This window comes from Microbulbifer maximicatervae (SeqCode) (assembly GCF_052468295.1).
The window spans coordinates 969,748-991,371 of sequence record NZ_CP174340.1; the positions used below are offsets into that span (position 1 = coordinate 969,748).

Here is a 21,624-nt window from a genome sequence, read left to right on the forward strand (position 1 = left end):
GAAGTTTGTGAGTAATTTTCTTCAACAACAGCGGGCGGTAGGTGAGGCGCTTGAGGCGGTTCACCATCGCATGCAGCTGCTCGAGGATGAGCGGCACCAGATCGAAGAGAAGCTGGCTGAATTGCAGGACCAGGGGTCCAAGTACCAGTTGCTCGACGAGATTTCCGAACGCCTGCGCAAGCTTGAAGAAGCGGGTGCGGGAGAAATGTTCTGGGCGGAGGATTATCGGGAGAATGCTTCTGCTCAGGTTATCGAGCGGATCGGTCAGTCGACGCGCAGTTTCAACCAGAGTCTGGAGCAGCTGCGCGATGAGCGCAGTGCTTTACAGAGCAGCATAGGCGAGTGCCAGGAAGAGATCTTTGCGCTGGATGAACGAGCGGATGAGCTGCGCCGCGAGGAGGAAGAGTCAAAGTTCGAGTTCGAGATAACACGGGAATTCGAACAGCCTAAGTTCCGCCCTATGGTGATGCCATGGCACAAGCAAGGCGAGGACGAAAAGCGTTTTCGCCGCTGTGTCTTTGCCTCACTGTTTATCGCCGCCTTGCTGGGCTACCTGATTCCTCTGTATACGGTGCCCCAGCCTGAGTCTCAAATAGTGGAAATTCCCGAGCGCCTGGCCAAGCTGGTTATTGAGAAGAAGACCAAGCCCAAGCCACCGCCGGAGCCAGAAAAAGCCAAGCCTAAGAAAGAGGAGAAAAAACCGGAGAAGAAGCCTGAGCAGAAAGTGGCCAAGCAGGACCCGAAACCCTCCAAGACGGAGAAAAAGCAGGCGCGTAAAAAAGCTGAGCGATCCGGTGTTCTCGCCTTTAAGGATAATTTCCAGGACCTGATACAGGATGATCTGGATAACCGCCTCGGCCAGCAAACCCAGCTGAGCACAGCCGGTAAAAAAGAGAACCGCAGTCAGCGCTCACTGATCATCGCAGCATCTACCGCGGGAAGTGGTGGTATCAATACGGCAGAGTTGAGTCGCAATGTGGGTGGATCTGGTTCGGACTTGGGTGGCGTTGCCTTTGCACGAGTTGAGAGTTCTATCGGTACTGAAGGTGACTTTGCCGGCGAGGACCGTCCTCTCAGTGATGGTGCTGGACCGTCGCGGACAGATGAGGAAATCCAGATTGTTTTCGATCGCTACAAAGCCACCTTGTATCGTATCTACAATCGTGAGCTTCGTAATAATCCCGCGCTGCAAGGTAAGATGGTGTTGAAGATTACTATTGAACCCAGCGGATCGGTTTCTGCCGTGAGTGTAGATTCCAGTGATGTGGATTCGCCGTCGCTCAATGCAAAAATTGTGGCTAGGGTCAAACGATTTAACTTTGGTGAAAAGGCCGGAGTGCCGACCATTACCATTCTTTATCCGATTGACTTCTTCCCACCAACCTAGGCTGATAATTGGCCGGAGCCCACTGAATAGTGGGTTCCGGTCGTTTCAAACTGATGAAATTTTCGTCATACCTATTCAGTTATTATTTGTCCGTTCTGAACTAAATTTTCCCTCACAGAGGGCCCGCCTGAGAACCACTTGGCAATCCCTACAAAAGTTCCACTTGCTAGCTGGCTAATTATGACTTGTTTCACGGCTACCTAAGTGGGTTGTAATTAAAGTTCGCCCACCGTGGAATGTCTGGTGTAAATGCCAGATTTATCTCCAAATATCTGTATTAGAAAGTGGCGGCCGTTAAGTGATAATAAAGTCGGAATTTGTTGAGCAAAAATCCTGCAAGTCTGTGATTGTTGGATTTTTATTGGTCTGTGCGGCGATCCTATTAGCTGCACCGCAGGCATTTGCTCAATCTAGCTGTCCTTCTATTACCGATGATCCTGCAGGGTTCAATATTCTCAGTCACCGCTCCGGCCAAAGTTGGTGCGTTTTATGTGGTGATGGACAGGTAACTATCGAAGTTGATGTGCCCAGTATTTTCAGTGGCCTATCAGGTACTCAGTCCATTCAGAATATCGTTATTAGGGAGAACCTCGGGTCCTCCGGTCTCGAGTATGTGACTGGCTCTACTTCAGTGAGTTCTGGGTTTGTTCTGGGTGAACCCACTATTAGTGGTACCACAATAACTTGGGATCAAAATGACCTGTCGGCACTCGCTGAGCGCGACGAAAATACTACCTTGACGATTACCTTTAATGTGCGCAGTCAGGATGACGAAGAGGAAGAGCTGGTTGTTAAGAATCGCACCTTAAATGCTACCGCAACTTTTGATTACTGCAGTTACCCCACCACTACAGATACTCACAGCATGGAGTTGGCGATCCGTGAGCCGGAACCCTCCATGGACAAGCGGGGCCGTAATATTGATGCGGCGCAAACGAATTACACCAATAATGTCTATGGCAATATTGAAGATGATGTGATCTGGCGTATTCGTATCTCAAATGATGGTGACGCGGATATGCAGGATGCGCGTTTTGATGATTTGATGTCCAACCCCAACATGGATATCAATTACGCTTGTCCGAGTGAAAGTGCCGCTGAAGCTGTTGCCAATAATAATGGTGTTGCGCCCGGTGGCAGTAGCTGTGTTTCCGCAAGTAATTCTATTAATAACTTTGAGCTGGATGGTAACTTTTCCAGTGGCTCAGGACGCACTGACGTTCCGTCTGGTGGCAACCTGGATATTTATTTAGTAGGTAAAGTAAATACTTCCTGTAGCAATGGCACTAATACAGTGTCAGATTTACAGTGGGGTTGTGAGATTGATGGTGATACGGGTGTGGGCGGTATTTCAAGCCCTGCAGAAGCCTCAGATCCAGGCTCTGATACTTCGGAAATGCGTGTTGAGGTTTTAACTGATCTCACTATTACCCAGGAGATTACCGGTACCAACTTGAATCAACCTCTCGGTGCTTCCGGTTACGTTACTTTAACCGTAAATAACCGGACGGGTGGCTCGGTAAGAGATATCCAGTTTGTCAGCGATCTGCCCGATGAGTATGTGGTTGATACCACCTTTACACCGGAAATTACCCGAGAGCGCCGCGGTATTGATAGCCATAGCGCTAACTACGGCTCAGACTATGACGGCAAAGTTGATACTCTGGAATGGCGTGTGGGCTCTAACTGGAATCAATGGGATACGGATCCACTTAATAACAACCAACCGGAATTCCGCTTGTTGAGTAGTACAGTTCACTCGGTATACTCAGACCAAGAGCACATGATGCGACATGGAGATGAAATTCAAATTCGTTTCCGCATCGTTACGATTGAGCCCGACTTCTATGACCTGGATGCGGACCTGGATGTAGAGGAAGAGTCTTCCACCACCAGTACTGATCCTAATAGTAATATCGCTCTGGCAAACAATGTTCTCACTATTGATTACGAGGACTTTTGTTCTTCAACCAGCCCTGCTACTCAGGTAGATACGGAATCGGTTACGCCCGATCCCGAAGACCTGGATGTTAGTACTGTTCACCCCCTCTATATTGTTCGCGATAGTGGCACTTCAGAACTAACAGTGGATATCACCAATAATGGTGGCCACGATGCGAATGATTATTCAGTGTATGTCACCTTCGGTGAGGCGATGAGGGTATTGTCTAACGACCGCAGCTGTACGGCGTTGGGCAATCCGAATGTAGGCACTGTACCTCAGCACCCTGTATGGAACCAGCCGGATTACTTGCCAGATTCCTCAACAGTGTATCGCTGTGACAGTGGTGATCTTGGTGGTGAAATTGGACCCGGTGATACAGAGCGGGTGATTTTTGTGGTTGAAAAGAATCACTTGGCCACCGATGACGACCTGACTTTTCGCGCGGATGTGGTCGGCGAGATCACTCTGAATGATGGTACACCTCTGTACTTTCCGAGCCCTGCCGTAATTACCGAAACAACACCAAACTTGCAGCTGGCCAACAATTACACCCTTGATGGTATGCGCGCGCGGGTAATGGGTTTTAACCTGGTCAAGGACCGTTCCGATGAATGTACTGAGCTGACCAGTGAAGCTGCTTTCCCAAATAGCAGTGTATTGATTGGTGAAGAGTGTAGTTTTGAAATTCAAGCCGGTGGTTGGTTTGGATTCGATACACCGGGATTTACTTTGATAGAAGTGAAGGACATTGATGTGATCGATGACCTTCCCGACGGCCAGGGCTATATTGCGGATTCAGCGCTAAATTGTTCAGATGTCAGCCTTCCTGATCCCACCTCCCAGGCAAATTGTGTGGTTATTTCGAGCAGTGATATTGTCGAGGGCGGTGGTCTGAATAACTCTCTGAGTGAGACAGATTTACAGTGGGATATTACTACCAATATTACAGCGAAAGATCGCTGGTTCCTTGCGGATATGACAACCCGCTTGTTGAATGACCCAGTGGATACAGAAAACACTGATCCGAATCAACACGCAAATGACAGTATCGATTACGCTCGCGCCCAGTTTACTGCGGTTTTTGATACTGAAACGATTATCGTAGATAACTACAATACCAGTGGAACCCTGACCAATATTGATGGTGTTCCAACCACGGTTCCCGGTTTCCCAGATATCACCGAGTGGTCGGAATCTGTCACTGTTACTGAACCCTCGATAGAAGTCGATAAAAAAGTCTGTAATGAAAATCTCTACGGCACTGGAACAAGCTGTAGCAATTTTGTGGATTTTACCGATGAAGGGCACCGGGACCAGACTTATATCTTCCGTCTCACGGTGACTAACCGGGCTGCGGATAGCGGTGTTGATCGCGCTCCCGCATACGATGTTGTCGTAACTGATACCCTGGATTCTTCCGGCCAGATGTGTGTGCAGGCAATGGATACCGATAGCCTGGATAACGATGCTGATGGCAGTTCGGAAACTGTCAGTGGCGACGATGGCTTGGTGGGAATTACCTCCGGTGCAAATAACTATTCGGAAGCTACCCACTGTAGTGATGGTGGTACACCGGCGATTATCACTTTTTCCTATGAGCATTCCACTGCCCTTGAGCGAATTAACCCGGGTGACTCCGTAACTCTGTATTACCGTGTGAAACCACATCAGTCAGTGGCACCACTGCAGCTGTTTACCAATACTTTCTTCACTCGCTATGACAGCTTGGAAGGCGATTTTGGTAATCAGACTTCTCCGCAAATTGACAGTGACACGGACAATGATGGTGTCGGTGATGGCGCTCCCGAAGCAGGACGTGCTCGTCACTACCAGTCTGGCAATGCCGAAGCGCAGATGCAGATTATTGAGGTGAAGGCGGAGCCGAAGAAAGCCCTTGAGTTTTCCAACGGCACGGCCAGTGGAACCAGCAGTGATACAGCGGTTGTCGGTGAAGAGGTACGTTACGAACTGATAGCACAGATTCCGGCTGCGAAACTGCGAGACTTTGTGATTCGTGATGAGTTGCCGGCAGGTATGCGCTGTATCGAAGGGGAAACTATCGATTTAAGTGCCTCCCCTTATGATGCCGCTGGCTTTGTACCGGGAGGTACTTTTAATGCTACCTGTACCAGTACAGGTACTGCAGATTACGTTGAGTGGGATTTTGGTGATCAGGAACTCACCACCGTATCCGGTAGCCTGTTTGATTTTCCGGTAGAGTTTATTGCCCGTATTGAAAACAGCAGTAACACCAATGACGGTGATGTTTTGGGTAATGGCGGCAGCTATACCACTGCGCAAGTTACCTATGTGGATGAGTCCGGTGCAGCGGTAGCGGTGCCATTTGATGCCCATGAAATAACAGTACTCGAGCCACAAATACAGCTGACCAAATCCTTTGCTGTTACCAATAGTGATGCTGACGATATTTTGACAGTCAAGGTTACAGCAGAAAATATTGGCAGTGCCGATGCCTACAACTTGCAGGTGCTCGACGATCTCACCGGTAGCAATCTTATTTACCTGGGCAATGTGGGCGGCAACGATCCCCCCAATAATGTCGATGTCACTACGGTGGGCACCAATGCCCCCATATTTACCTGGAATCGCAGCAATAGCGATTACACTATTGCGGTTGGCGATACAAAAATATTCACTTTTGAAGTCCAGGTAGAGCAGGGCGTTGAGCCCCATGAAATCCTGGACAACACCATTGAGGCCCGCTGGCAATCCCTACCTGGTATAGATGTTGCCCTTAATAGTAGCAACTCTATTGGCATTGATGGTGCCGCTGACGGCATGCGTATTGGTGTTTTGCCTAATGTAGGCGATCCCATCAACGATTATGAAACCACTGCCAGCGCCCAGACCGAAGTGCTGTCTTTGGCGTTGACTAAAACGGATTTGGACACCTCGGTAGTCCCCACCATCGGTGCCCATAAACAATTCCAACTGGAGATTAGTTTACCGGAAGGTATCAGTGAAAATGTAGTTATCACTGATCAGCTGGGTAGCCCCGAGGGTTATGTGCTCTCTCACAATGCTGACTACGATATCACTTACGATTTTGTCGGTATTGAAACTATTAATGGCAGCGCGCCGTCTGAATCGGCCTTTAACAGTTTTCCGGGGGATAATACTTCCGGAAATGCTACCTGGGATATCGGCACCGTCGATACCAGCAGTGAAAATGACACGGCCGGAAGCACAATTGCTCCGCTGATTCGAATTACCTATTTTGCCCGCATCGAAAATGATCTCGCCACTAATGATGGTGACAATCGCCAAAATAATGCCGCGCTTACTTACAGCAATGGGGAAAGTGGCAGCACAGAAAATATCAACGACAGCACAAATAGTGTAACGGTAGTAGAGCCGTTACTCGAGATTAGCAAGACAGTGACTAATGCCACTAATCCCGGCAATCTGCCGGTGGGTGGTGACGTGCTGGAATATGTTATTACTGTGGAGCACGATGCGGGCTCCAGTGCCGCAGCTTATGAGCTGAATTTAGTCGATGCGCTGCCTACAGAGTTGACGTTTGACAGCAGCTTTACACCCACCGCAGAAATAGGCGGTACCGCAGTATCCGGCTTTGTCGCCACACCAGCGGCAGCTCCAGCAGGTCCACTCGTATGGGGCCGTGACAACGGCGATAACAGTCTGGATTTAGCGCTGGGTCAAACTCTGGTGCTCACCTACCGAACCCAGGTTACAGGCGTTTTTGGTTCGCCTATCAGCAACAGTGTGATGCTGGACTGGACCTCCCTGGACGATGGCAGTATCAATGACCAGGCCTATGAGCGCGACGGTGCTGGATGCCCCAGTATTTCCGCACCTGATGATTACTGTGTTGGTCCTGCAGAAGCCAGTATCAATACGGTAGACAATACCAGTATTACAAAAACAGTAATTGCCGATACAGATACCGCAACTGCAGTGGGTACCTTGCGTGTTGGTGATATTGTCACTTACCAGCTCACCTTGAATTTACAGGCGGGAACAACACCAGCGGTAACTATTGATGATGCGCTGCCCAGTGGTTTGGAATTTGACACTGTTGTCAGCGTGAATGGGGATACCACTGCTCCCTACGACGATAGCCTGAATGATTTTACCTATTCAGCGATTTCGGTTCCCACTGCCGGCGATACCGGTACAGTTTCCTGGGATCTAGGAGATATCACCAGTAATTTCGGTAATACCAATAACTTTGTTATTGAGTACACCGCTAAAGTAGTGGCGGGTTCGGGAATCACCGCGCCTACCGCAACTCTTACCAATACGGCCCAGCTAAATTACACCGGTGGCGCCAGTACCTTGCAGGACAGTGCCGATATTACTGTACTGCAACCGGTGATCGACAATCTCACCAAGACCGATGCTACCTGGCCCAGTTCCCATATGAATGTGGACCCGGCCAACGATATTATGCAGTTTACCCTGCAGGCCTGTAACTCGGGTCTTGCCCCCGCCTACAACCTATCGCTAACTGACGATTTAGCGACGCAAATGGATGAGAGTTCCATTGCCAATCTCCAGGTGAGTCTCGACGGTGCTGTACTGACACAGGGAGCAGATTACACCTATAGTGCGCCGGCAACACGGGGTGCTGATATGGGCTTCGATTTCCTGGTACCGGTCGAAGCGGGTACCTGTTTGGAAATCAGTTATGAGATCGGTTTCTATACAGATATTAGTGGCGGTGAAAGCTGGGTTAATACTTTTACCGTCGATGAATTTTGGTCGCTGGAAGCTAGCAATGGCGAACAGTACTCTGCAGTTACTTTGGGCACTCCCTATCCGATGGGCACTGTTGCGACCAGTGTGACTGCCCCGCAAAAAACACTGCAAACAGCGACTACTGCCGCTGTCGGTGACGAGGTCGTATACCAGATACAGGTCCCCGGTAGCGGCACCACCTCGGCCATTTACGATATTGAAATTTACGATGTATTAGACCCCAGCCTGGAGTTGGTGCAACTGCAGGAAATTAATGGGCTTACCTACACCGATAATACCAGTGGCAATAATATCGATATGGCAATCGATATTATCCCAGCCGGTACCGTGGCAATTTTTGAAGTTCGCGCCCGGGTTGCCAACAATGCCACAGCCCAGGCTGGCCACAGCTTTGAAAATGAGGTGACTTATTCTTATGCCGCGACTGATGGTGGCACTTCTCAGTCCGGAGGCACCGGCACTGCAGCGACACTCACCATCGTCGAGCCAGAGATAAGTGCAATTGCCTCTGTCGCAAATCAAACCAATCCCGGTAACGATCCGGATGCGGGCGATGTACTGCGTTTTACCCTGGACCTCAGTGCTGCGGGTAATGCGGAAAATTCTGCAGCTTACGATCTTTCGGTTAATGAGTTGTTATCCCTGGGACTTGAGTTTGTACCGGGCACCGTGACCTTTGCCGGAGCCTCCCAGGCAGATCCCATCGTAACTGGTGACGGAATTACTACTGCGCAAAACCTGGTTTGGGATAGGGCCAATAGTGATCTGGATATTGCCGCTGGTGATAACAGTGAACTGGTTTTCGATGTGGTTGTACTCGACAATGTACAGCCGGCGGCGGCGCTGTCCGCAACTGCCAGCGTGGAATGGACCAGTCTCGATGAAGATAACAGCAGTATTTATGAACGTAACGGTGCTGATGGCAGCGGCGGCCTGAATGATTACTTGCTGGAAAATATTGCTGCTCAGCTAGATGCTGCCAATGACAGCACAATTAGCAAAATCCGTTCAGATGACAGCTATGGTAGCGCTGACGAGCAATTGCGAGTGGGCGACTTGGTTGAATACCAGATTACCCTCTCCCTACCAGAGGGCACGGCCTCCAATGGGCTTATTGTCGATACTTTGCCCCAGGGAATGGTGTTTGTAAGCACACTTTCAATTAATGGCCAGACTTCAGCACCATTTACGGCTGCGGCGCCCTTTACCCACACCGATATTGCAGAGCCAGTGCAGTCTGGTGATCCTTCTACTGGTGCCACTACGGTTACCTGGAGCATTCCCGACCTGGTCAACACGGGTGATAACGATACCAGCAACGATGAATTTGTTGTGCGTTACCTTGTCCGGGTTCTCAATGAGGATTCCCACCCCTGGCCGGCAACGAATACTGCTCTAATCAATACCGCAGAGTTTGGTTTTGATGCCGCCACAGGAGCCGAAACCCGCAGTGATAGCGAAACACTGGATCTGTTACAGCCGGACCTCGCCGTAGCTATTAGCTCAACTCCCGCAGATGGCAGCACGCTTTCCGCCGGTGATACCATTGAATATACCGTTACGATAACCAACAACGGTTCTTCACCAGCCTATGATCCGGTATTCCGCGATGTGATTCCTTTAGGTCTGCGCCAAGGGGGTGTCAGTGTCCAATCCCTCACAGTAAATGGTGCCGCAGCAACAGTGGTTGCACCTACTTTCGATAGCAGTACTGGCGAAGCCTTTTGGGATTTTGCCGCAGGTACGGGTTACGGAATCAGCGCTGGTGAGTCCATGGAAATGGTATATCGCGTTGAAGCGGATTCTAATTTGGGGGCTGGACTTAGCCTGCAAAATGCGGCCTATGTTGAAGTTTATTATTCGCTTGATGATAACGATTTGCCGTCTCTGAATTCCGTGGCGGTCACTGACGATTTACGCGAGGACTATGGCCCGACTTCTCCAGTGAGTGTCCAATTTAATACTCCTAATGCCGCGCCACTGTTGATTGAAGTTACCCAATTAACAGCCTCCATTGGCGAGCCGTTTAACTATCGCATTACCATCCCAGAAACGGCGCAGACCACAGCGCTTCACGATGTTACTGTGCTGATGGATCTAACTGCGTCTGCTGCGGATCTGGAATTTGTCAGTGCCAGTAAAGTATCTGGCAGTGCATCTTTCACTCCGGAAAATAACGGCAGCTCCACCAGTCTCAGTATTGCAGATAGCACTAACGGAATTGATGTGCCCGCCGGCGAGCAAGTGGTTATTGATGTAACACTGCGACTGCTGGATATGGACCCGCCGAATGTGGACGGTTTGAATTTTGCCACCAGTGCCAGCTACAACTACAACTACGATAATGATAATGCCTCAGCGGGGCAGGGTGCGGGTAGCGGCAATACTACGGCGGACATGACGGTAGTAGAGCCCACGGCTATTACCCTGACTAAAACTGGCCCCACCAGTGTCCAGTCCGGTGTAGGCGGTACCTTTACTTTAGATTTGCACAATACCGGTACGGGCCCGGCCTGGGATATTAGTGTTACCGATATTTTGCCGGATAATAATCCCGGTGGAATGTGTGAAACGGCCCCAGCCAATTTCACCGCGCAAATTACTGACAGCGCCGGCACTACCACGGCCACCCTGACAGAGGGTTCCGACTTTAGCGCGGTATTCGATAACGATAGCTGCACCCTCACAATTACCTCCATTGGTTCAGTGGCAATGCTGGATGCGGATTACCATCTGCTGATTGGTTACGATGCCTATTTGGATGCCGACACCGTCGATGGGGATACGCTGACGAACATTGCTGGTGTTACTCAGTGGCACAGCTGGGATAGCAGCCTCACTGAAGTTCGCCAGTACACCCGTGCGGCGCCCACCGATGGCACTCCCGGTGTGCTGGATCATGAGGACGCTTATTCGATTAGCGCCTCTGTGCCGAAAGTGACTTTCTACAAAGTAGTGGAAAATATCAGCCGTGGAGAAAACCCGGCCACTGCAGCCAGTCCCACGGAAGTTTTACGTTACACATTGACACTGACCAATACGAGTGGTGTTGATGTGAGCGGAGTCGAGATTACCGATGACCTGGGTCGATTAAATAATTCTGCACTGTTTGAATCGGGCACTTTACAGTTGGTAAGTGCTCCGACTGGCAGTGACAGCAGTGCTATCGATGCCTCTGCCGGTACCTGGAATAGTGGCTATCTGGAAGTCAGTAATCTGGATCTTACGGCGAGCGGTACCACGGGAGATTCTATCCAGATTGTTTATGAAGTTACCCTGGCAGCAGTTATTGATAGTGGGACCCAAGTCTTCAACCAGGCCCAGGTTCAGCTTCCCGGGCAATTACTGCAAGACAGTGATGATCCCAACATCAACGGCACCGATGATCCGGATACGGCGGGTGATGAAGATCCCACAGAAGTACTGATTGAGTCAGAGCCATTACTGGTGGTAGAAAAAACGTCGGCAGATATGACTGATGATGCAGATCTGCTGATGGTTGGGGATACCCTGCGATATACCATTACCGCGGAAAATGCCGGTAATGAGAATGCGATCAATGCCCTGATATTGGATCAGATCCCATCTAATACAACTTATGTCAGTGGCTCTACCACCCTGAATGGCTCCACATTGTCTGATGTCAGCGGCACCTCTCCTCTGGCTGCAGGTATGAGCATTAATACCGATGGTGAAGCCGATGGTTTTATCGGCGCAACGGCCAATGGCGCAGCCGCAGTGGTCATCACCTTTGATGTCACCATTAATGACGTTAATGATGGCACCGTTATTTCAAACCAAGCGTTTGTAAATGGTGAAGGTGCGGGTAGCGGTACTTTTGATGAAGTGCCCTCCGATGATCCGAATACCGATGCTCCCAATGATCCCACGATCGATATTGTTGGCGATGTACCCCTGTTAATTGCCCACAAGACGGTGGAGATTGCCGAAGACTATATTTCCGCAGGAATTGTCGATCCGGGTGATGTACTTCGCTATACCATCGCAATCACCAATATGGGTGGTGTAGATGCTCTCGAAGTGGCGCTTACCGACCAGGTACCAAATGACACTACTTATGTTGCTGGCACCACCACTTTAAATGGTGAAGTGGTCGCGGATAACGGTGGTGGTAATTCACAGTTGGATTCTGCCCTACCGGTTTCATCCGATGACCTGACTCCGCCGCTACCAGGAGCCAATGAAGGCATTATTACCTCGGGTCAAACTGCCACTGTCACATTTGAGGTAATGGTGAATGCTGGCACCCCGACAGGCACAGTTATCAGTAACCAGGGTAGTGTCGAAGCAGATGAGTTGGCACTTACCCTGACCGATGCAGATGGCAACCCAGCCAATGGTGCACAGCCAACTGACGTTGTCGTGGGTGATGCCCAGTTGCTCTCCATTGTGAAAGAAGTTGCGGTTGTCGGTGGCGGTGCCGCAGAAGCGGGTGCGGTATTGGAATACCTGGTAACCGTCGAAAATATCAGCGGTGTCCCAGCAACTTATATTGAGATCACCGATGACCTGGCTATAGCCGGAGATGGAGTTCTTACCTATATCGCTGATTCGGCCATGCTCAACGGGCAGACCGATGGAATAACGGTTGTCGACACGCTAATCACTGCAGACTACGCCACAACTTACGGTGATTTGGAACCGGGAGAGATGGTTACTCTGCGTTTCCAGGCGCAGATGTCAGAAAACCTGGATTATGGTTTTACTGTAGTAAATACCGCAGAAGTACAGTGGAATGATCCGGCTTCCAGCGCTCAGGCCAGTGTTGCCATTGACGTTGGCGGTACCCCGGGCATTGCCAACCTGGCTGGTTATCTGTGGCACGATGTGAATTTCAATGATGCCTTGGATACGGATGAGAGCCTGTTGCTTAATTGGGCGGTAGACCTGTATTTCAATGACGAATTGATGGAAACAGTTCAGTCTGATGAAAATGGTTACTTCCAGTTCCAGGGGCTCGTACCGAACAGCTATGGTGGCCTTAGCTATGAAATGCGTTACACCGCACCAGATGCTACTGAAAGTACAGCTTCATTGGGTAACTCTGTTTCTGATTTCACCAACGGCCCGCAGTCCATTAGTGAAATTTATGTAGATTCGGGAGCGAACCCGCAGGACTTGAATTTGCCTCTAACACCCAATGGCGTGGTTTACGATTCAGTAACCCGCTCTGCCATTGAGGGTGCCACCCTCACTATGTTGAGGGTGAGTTCCGGTCAGGAATTGCCTGCGCGTTGTTTTGATGATGAGAAACAACAAGGGCAGGTAACCCAGTCTGGGGGTTACTACAAGTTTGATATCAACTTCAGCGATGCAGCCTGTCCATCCAACGCGGATTACCTGATTCAGGTGGATATCGCGGATGAGGATTATGTGGGTGGTGAATCACTGGTAATTCCTTCTCAGACAAACAGAGAAACTGCCGGTTTTGATGTGGCTGGTTGCCTGGGCAGCAACGCCGATATGGTTCCTGCGACCGCAAATCACTGTGAGGTGCAGGAATCGTTCTCTCACCCCTCTCTTGATGTCGAGGCGCGGGATGCGGCAACGGACTACTACCTGCGAATGACTTTGGATGATGGTCAGATTCCAGGGGAAAGCCAGCTGTTCAACAATCATGTCGCCATGGACCCGGAGTTGGAGGGAGCGCTTTCTATCACCAAAACCGCGGCCATGCTCAACGTAACCCGCAGTCAGTTGGTTCCTTACACCATCACTTTTGGCAATACACTGCCAATTCCACTGACAGATCTACAGCTAGTCGATTACTTCCCGGCAGGCTTCAAATATGTCGCGGGCTCGGCGCGCCTTGATGGAGAAGCGGTTGAGCCTGAAAGCGAAGGCCTGCAATTGAGGTGGTCAGATCTGCGCGTGGAAGCGGAAGAAACCCGTGTATTGAAACTGCTATTGGTTGTGGGTTCCGGTGTGGGCGAGGGCAAATATGTGAACCGCGCCCGTATGTTTAATCAGCTCTCTGGACAGGCAGCCTCTGGTGAGGCCTCAGCCACTGTGCGCGTGGTGCCCGATCCCACCTTCGACTGTACCGATGTTATCGGCAAAGTGTTTGACGATAAAAATATGAATGGCTACCAGGATGAAGGAGAGGGTGGTTTACCGGGTGCTCGAGTGGTGACTGCTACCGGCCTGAATGCGACAGCGGACTCCCACGGTCGATTCCATATTACCTGCGCAGTGGTGCCGAATGGGGATCGAGGTTCCAATTTTGTGCTCAAGCTCGACGATCGCAGCTTGCCAAGCGGGTATCGTCTCACCACTGAAAACCCGCGTGTGCTGCGAGCCACCCGAGGCAAGATGCTGAAGTTCAACTTTGGAGCCAGCTTGCACCGGGTAGTGCGCCTGGATATTGCCGAAGCGGTATTTGAACCGGGCACAACAGAATTGCGCCCGCAATGGCATTCCCGAATGGATTTATTGTTGGAAAAACTCAGTGAAGCTCCCTCTGTTTTACGCCTTGCCTATCTTGGGGAGAATGAAGATCCGGATCTGGTGGACGAGCGTCTGCAGGCAATTAAAGATCAGGTCGCCCAGGACTGGGAGAGCCGTGAAGGTGACTACGATTTGACCATAGAAACTGAAGTTTTCTGGCGCCGTGGAGCGCCTCCTGGTAAAGGAGGTTTGGAGTGATGTCCTTTGCAAAACGGAATCGTGATCAGCGAGCTTGCTCGATAAATACTGCCGCGAAGACGACCCGCTTTTTCCCCCGGCGGGACTGCCGTCTCGCCACTGCGATCGCGTTGGCATTGACACTTCCAGCGCAGGCCCAGGAAGCGGGTGCGCAAGTAGATGAGCCTAGTTGGTGGCAGGTCTGGCAAAATATTCCAAGCCTGAGTTCTGAAGAAAGTGGAGCTCAATCCGAACTCGAAGAGCAGTCGATAGGCAGTAATACTGAAGGTATGCTGCTGCGCGCACCTACAAATCAATGGTTGCAGGATGCAACTCAATTTGTTGCACCGTTGGACCCGATCGTGGTGGAAGATTTTATCGACCCAATCCTGTTCTATGGCGTTGAGGATGAAATACCTCTGGAGGCAGTGGAGTTACTGCGCCAGAGCTTGAATGACTTGGGTGAGACGCCCAATTTTAAGTTGCACTTTATTGGCCATACAGATTCCGATCCCCTTACCGGGGAACAGGTAGCAGACTTTGCCAGCAAAGAAGAATTTACTTTGGCACGGGCCCAGTTCGTGGCGGACTTCCTTCAAGAGGCCCTTGAACTGCCTGAGCAAATGATTGTTGTTGAAGGGCGAGGGGATATAGAACCCACAGCGGATAATATTACTACCGCAGGTCGTGAAGAGAATCGTCGAGTACAGGTAAAAGTAACCTATGACGCCCTGGATGAAAAAGCCATGGCGGACCGTGCCCGTGCGGAAGCATTGTTGCTCAACCGGGTGAAAGTATGCCGCCAGGAAACGGTGTGCAGACTTACTTATGCCGCAGGCAGTGAACAGCGGGCACGCCTTAGAAACCTGGTGACGCCACTGAGGATGGAGCCCGGGCAAACAGAATTGCCGGAAGCCTTTATTCGCCGTATCCGCGAGGTTCGATCCAACCTTGCCGATAAAAATAATTTAGTCATTCACTTTATTGGTCATACCGACGCCCGCCCCCTGGACGTGAGTGAAAATCCGGAAGCCCAACAGAGTGCTTATCAGGAGCGATCCTATAGCGAAGCCCGCCGTGTCGCTCAGGCCCTGGGTTCTGCACTGAATTTGCCTGCGGCCATGGTCACCAGCAGTGGCAAGGGGGCAAGTCAACCAATAGCGGCCAACGATACTCCGAAAGGCCGAGCCCTCAACCGTCGCGTAGAAGTGGAATTTTGGTATGACGACCCATTGGAAGTCGCTACAGATTCTGTTCAGGCCTGTCCGGAAGCTGCCGCTGCGGAAACTCTCACCATTGCCTATGAATCTGCCGCTGGAAAACTGTCGCCGATTCGTTTTGATAATGGCGATCCGATTATCAGTCAGGCACAGCTGACACAAATACGTGCGGCCATGGCTGAAATTTCCAATAAAGCGAATGTTCGTCTGAGCTTTATTGGCTACAGCGATAACCAGCGTATGGATCGCCGCGAAGCGATGGTTTACGGCGATGACCAGGGACTGTCCGGTGCCCGCGCTCAGCGCGCTATGGCACAGGTACAGGAATTACTGAATCTCGAAGACACCCAGGTGGAGTTTGAGGGGCGCGGCTACGTCCAATCTGCGGATGTAGTGAGCAATGGCTTTGAGCAGCGGGATGGCGCCAGGGTTGAGATCGAAGTCCTGTACGATGAATTGGCAATTCTCACTGAAAGTGATCGCCTGGAAATCGAGCGCATTAATCGTGAAGCCATAGCGAATAATCCCTACGCACTTAACTTAATGCGTATCACTGTCGACGGCAGCCCGGAATACGATCCCTATAAAAACTCAGCGGACTTACAGCGCTGTACTGATGTGGCCTTGCAAGAAGCGAATATTCAATTTCGCTTCGACAATAAAAAAATGCAACCGCGCCTGAATGTGACAGCATGGCCCAATACCATCCGTTACGCAGATAACCCGGATACCGACCTGGCAGAGAACCGGGTATTTTTCAGTAGCTATACCAACTATCCCTCTTTTATTAAAAGTACCGAAGTGCGATTGTTCGAAGAGGGACAGTCTCTGCGCGATACACCTCTGGCAATTGTACCGCTGGATCACTTTGGCAAAGGGGAATGGCATGCAGAATTTTCTGAATTCCAGGCGCCTCTAAAAAAATTACACTACGTACTGCGTGCCTATGACAACAAGGGCCGCTATGACGAGACCTTGGAACAGACCCTGTGGTTGGTAGATCAAATTGAAGAGTCTGCAGAAAATGAAGATATTGGTAGGGAATTATTAGTAGGCTACGGTGAGAACCGCTTAGCGCAGCGGAACATTCCTCTGGATGGTAACAGTGTATTGGTCAATGGCACTCAGGTGCCGTCCGGGCACACCGTATGGTTAGCGGGCAATCCGGTACCGGTCGACAGTCAAGGCCAGTTTATCGCCGAGCAAATTTTTGAGCCGGGTATGCACACGGTTGAAGTGGCGATACTTGATGATGAGGGTAATGGTGAACTTTTCCTGCGGGATTTGGATTTTGCCAAAAACGACTGGTTTACTGTAGGTATTGCCGACCTTACTGTGGGTTACGATAAAACCAATGGCCCAGCAGCCTTGGTTACCGGTGATGAAACTCATTATGACAATTCAGTAAGCTACGATGGCCGTCTGGCGTTTTACACCAACGGCGGTTTCGGGGAAGGTTGGCGTCTGTCGGCCAGTGCAGATACCGAAGAGGGCCCGGTAGAGGATCTGTTTTCCAACTTTATGGAAAAGTCTCCCGATGCCTTGTTCCGCCGCCTGGATAGTGATTTGTATTACCCGACGTTTGGCGATGACTCCACCGTAGTTGAAGACGCCCCCACGTCAGGCAAGTTTTATGTGAAATTGTCCAAGTACGATGACTACGGTCTCTGGGGTAATTTCAAAGCCAACTACGCCGATAATGAGCTCGCCCAAATTGACCGGACGCTCTACGGCGGCAGTGGTCACTTTGAAACCGATGCGATGACCAGCTTTGGTGAGAAGCGCTTTCAAATAGATGCCTTTGGAGCAGAGCCGGGAACCATTGCCGGGCGCGATGAGTATCGTGGAACCGGCGGTTCCCTGTATTACCTCCGTCACCAGGACATTTCCAGCGGTTCGGAAAGTTTACGAGTAGAAGTTCGGGATAAAGATTCCGGGCTGGTGCTCGCAGTTAAGACTCTCACCGCAGTAGTTGATTACGACATCGACTATATCCAAGGGCGTATCCTGCTTAACAGCCCCTTATCTTCCCTGGCAAATGATGAACTGCTCATTGAAGATGGCGCTTACAACGGCAATCCCCAATACCTGGTAGCACGCTACGAATACACACCAGGTTTTGAAGAAATGGATACCCTGGCTGTCGGTGGGCGTGCCCACTACTGGTTGGGCGATCACGTCAAATTGGGCCTCAGCAGTATTCAGCAAGATGAAGATGAGAATGAAAGTTCCTTGCAGGGTATTGACCTGACTTTGCGTAAAAGCGCCAGTAGTTGGGTAAAAATTGAAGTGGCCGACAGCGAGGGCAGTAATCTCGATAGCGTCAGTTCACTCGATGGCGGCTATACCTTTGATGACGAAAGCCTGGATTCCACGGTTGCTGCCAGTGCAACCAAAGTGGAAGGCGTTTTACAGCTGGGAGATTTCTTCGAGAGTTTGCGTGGCTCTGGTAATTTCTACCATCAAGAGCGTGAAGCTGGTTTTTCCGGTCCAGGCCAATTTGTGGATGGCGATACCATCCAATATGGCGGTGGCGTTAACCTGCCGATCGGCGAAAGTTTTGATGTAAGAATCAAAGCCGACACCAAAGAGGAAGAGCAGGGGTTGCAAACCAATGCCATGGACTTGATGCTTGGCTACCGCATCAATGATCACTGGCGTCTCACCTCTGCGGTTCGCAATGACAGCCGCGAGGATGAATCCGAAGTTGTCGCCGCAACCCAGACAGAAGGGGATCGAACGGATGTTGCTGTCGAGGCCAGCTATGACTCCGGTGAGAGTTGGAGCGCCTTTGGTTTTGTGCAGAATACGATGGAGGTGACCGGTACCCGGGAAGAGAACAATCGCATCGGACTTGGTGGTGCTTATCGGGTGAGTGACCGTTTGACAATGGATAGTGAGGTTTCCGGCGGTGATACCGGCACAGCTGCCAGGCTCGGTACGGACTTTCTGGTGACTGACAGAACCAGCCTTTATATGAATTATGCGCTGGATAACGAGCGCAGTGATACCGGTGTGCGTGCACGCAAGGGCAATATGAGCACAGGCTTCCGCAGCCGCTATTCCGATACGCTCAATATTTATGGTGAAGAGCGCTACAGTCACGGCGATGTTTCCACTGGCCTGACCCACGCTCTGGGTATGGATCTGGCGCCCAATGACCGTTGGAGCTATGGCACTACCCTGGAGGCGGGTACGCTCGAAGATCCGGATACAGGAGCCAAAACCGAACGCAATGCCATGGGCTTTAATATGGGCTATGGCCGTGATGCTATACGTATAGCATCAGCGCTGGAATACCGTACGGATATATCGGAAACCGTATCGGACGAAAATACCGTATCGGAAAATGAGCGTAATACATGGTTATTAAAAAATACCTTTAACTACCAGTTTACTCCAGACTGGCGCTTGGTTGGCAAGCTCAACTATTCAGACAGCAAAAGTTCGGAAGGTGAATTCTACGATGGTAAATTTACCGAAGCGGTAATGGGTTATGCCTATCGCCCGGTGAATAACGACCGCCTGAATACCCTGATGAAGTACACCTATTTCTATAATGTGCCGACCCAGGATCAGGTTACGGTTGAAAATACCTCCACTGAATTTATCCAGAAGAGTCATATCTTTTCGATAGACGCCAGTTACGATCTCAATCGACAGTGGACCTTGGGTGGTAAGTACGCCTATCGTCTGGGTCAGCTGAGTATGGACACGGAAGACCCGGAGTTTTTCGATAGCCGTGCCAGCCTTTATGTACTGCGTGCCGACTGGCATTTTATCAAACGCTGGGACCTCCTCTTGGAAGCCCGCCTGCTTGACCTACCCGATGCCCAGGATAGCAAGAGCGGCGCCCTAATCGGCTTGTATCGCCATGTTGGCGACCACCTTAAGTTGGGGGTGGGCTACAACTTTACCGACTTCTCTGATGACCTCACCCAGCTGGACTATGACAGTCATGGGGTGTTTATTAATATTATTGGCAAGTTGTGATTCTAGGGCCCGGTACAAGCTGGGCCTTAATTCTTATCCCTTTCGTTTGAGCTTCAAACAATAATGTGGAGTTATTAAAACGGAAAAGAGTCGGGTTTTTTAATCCCACTATTTAACTCCACTTTTAAGTAAAGAGTAAATGACGTTATTAGCCGTCACTAGACGGATTCAGCCAGTAAGCCTCCCAATCTACTTGTCTACGTATCAACCGTCGCCAGATGCAATATATGGAGCTATACAAGCTATGAGACTCTTCCTCTGACCCCATGGACTAGAGTGTCACTAAGTAGGGCCTTAGAGAGCTTGTATCGAAAAATGACAAAAATGAAGAGTATCTCAGAGGGGCAAATCTGGGGACTGTTTGTTCTCTTTTTATCAGTATTTTTGATCGCCAGCGATTTCACCGCCTTTTCACCAGCTCTCCCCGCTATCGCCAAAGACTTTTCTGTCCGCATCTCATTTGTGCACTGGGTAGTGAATGCCTATGCCTTGGCCTATGGAGTCATTATTGTGACCAGTGGGCGTTTGGCGGATATCTATGGGCGTGAAACTGTTTTCTTAATTGGTGTTGGTATATTTTCTTGCTCATCGCTATTGGGAGGGTTTGCGAGTGAGGTAGGGGTGCTGTTAATCGCCAGGGTATTGATGGGGTTGGGAGGTGCATTGGCCTGGTCGGCAATGCTGGGGATGGCTTACACAATGTTGCCATCAGATCGTGCTGGATTTGTCGGGGGATTTATTTTGGCTGCGCTAGGCGTGGCTACAGCTTGCGGCCCTGTTATAGGTGGGATCTTGTCAGATTTTTTGAGTTGGCGCTGGATTCTATTTGTAAATATTCCCGTTGCTATTTTGGTAATTGCTTTTTATGGATTAAAGTACCCCAAAGAAAAATATGAAAAAAAAGTGGAGAGAATTGACTATCTAGGTGTGTTGACACTCTCCCTGTCATTATTCCTATTTTTGCTGGCCTTAGATTTTATGACAGAAAAAACCACTTCTGGAATATTGATTGTTTGCTTGTTGGTGGTGTCGCTTATCTCTGCGATTAGCTTTATCATAATTGAATCACATATGGCAGATGATGCACTGATTCCAGCGATTTTGGCTAGCAATCGCGTTTTCATGGTATCAGGAGTTAGTGTCTTTTTTGTCGCCATCGCGTTCTTTGCAATCCTTGTCTATATCCCTCTGCTTTTTATTAGCGTGCATCATTATTCCGCATTTCAGGCCGGATTGGCTTTGTTGCCAGCTATGGTCTCTTCTGGCGTTTTTGCCTTTGTATCTGGAGCAATTCATGAACGGCTTGGCCCAAAGCTGCTGCTCTGCTCAGGTGCTCTGGCGATGAGTCTGGGGCTTTTTATGCTCTCGGTTCACGGTAATCATATCGTCTATCTGGTCTTTGTACCGGGTATGTTATTGATTGGAATTGGGTTAGGTATATTTAGTCCTGCCGCTGTGACTGCCGCAATAACTTCCGTAGAGGCCAGTAAATCCAGTTTATCTGGCGCTGTTGTCTATATGTTCCGTTTTTTAGGTGGCGCTGTGGGTTTGGGGATCAATTCAGCCATATTGGCATCAGCGCCGGATATTGCTACCGGTGTAAACCGAGCACTACTGGTAGATGGGTTTATTGTTCTTATAGGTTTCTTGATTTCACTCCTCTTCTTCCAAGAGAAGAAGGGAAGGTGATA

4 protein-coding genes are annotated in these 21,624 nt (G+C 50.1%); all 4 read left to right on the forward strand.

What is annotated here, in order from left to right:
- The first annotated feature begins 7 nt into the window (after positions 1–7).
- Positions 8–1,387 carry an AgmX/PglI C-terminal domain-containing protein gene (locus ACJJIQ_RS04700; RefSeq protein WP_445363848.1) on the forward strand — a complete coding sequence of 460 codons (1,380 nt, stop codon included), beginning with the start codon at positions 8–10 and terminating at the stop codon, positions 1,385–1,387.
- A gap of 298 nt (positions 1,388–1,685) precedes the next feature.
- Complete coding sequence (locus ACJJIQ_RS04705; protein WP_445363849.1) at positions 1,686–14,741, forward strand: isopeptide-forming domain-containing fimbrial protein; 13,056 nt, start codon at positions 1,686–1,688, stop codon at positions 14,739–14,741.
- Entirely contained in the window at positions 14,741–19,933 is a 5,193-nt protein-coding gene (locus ACJJIQ_RS04710; protein WP_445363850.1) for an OmpA family protein, read from the forward strand. Before ACJJIQ_RS04705 ends, ACJJIQ_RS04710 begins: the two co-directional genes overlap by 1 nt.
- A 315-nt stretch (positions 19,934–20,248) precedes the next feature.
- Positions 20,249–21,622 carry an MFS transporter gene (locus tag ACJJIQ_RS04715; RefSeq protein WP_445363851.1) on the forward strand — a complete coding sequence of 458 codons (1,374 nt, stop codon included), beginning with the start codon at positions 20,249–20,251 and terminating at the stop codon, positions 21,620–21,622.
- The last annotated feature ends 2 nt before the right edge of the window (positions 21,623–21,624 follow it).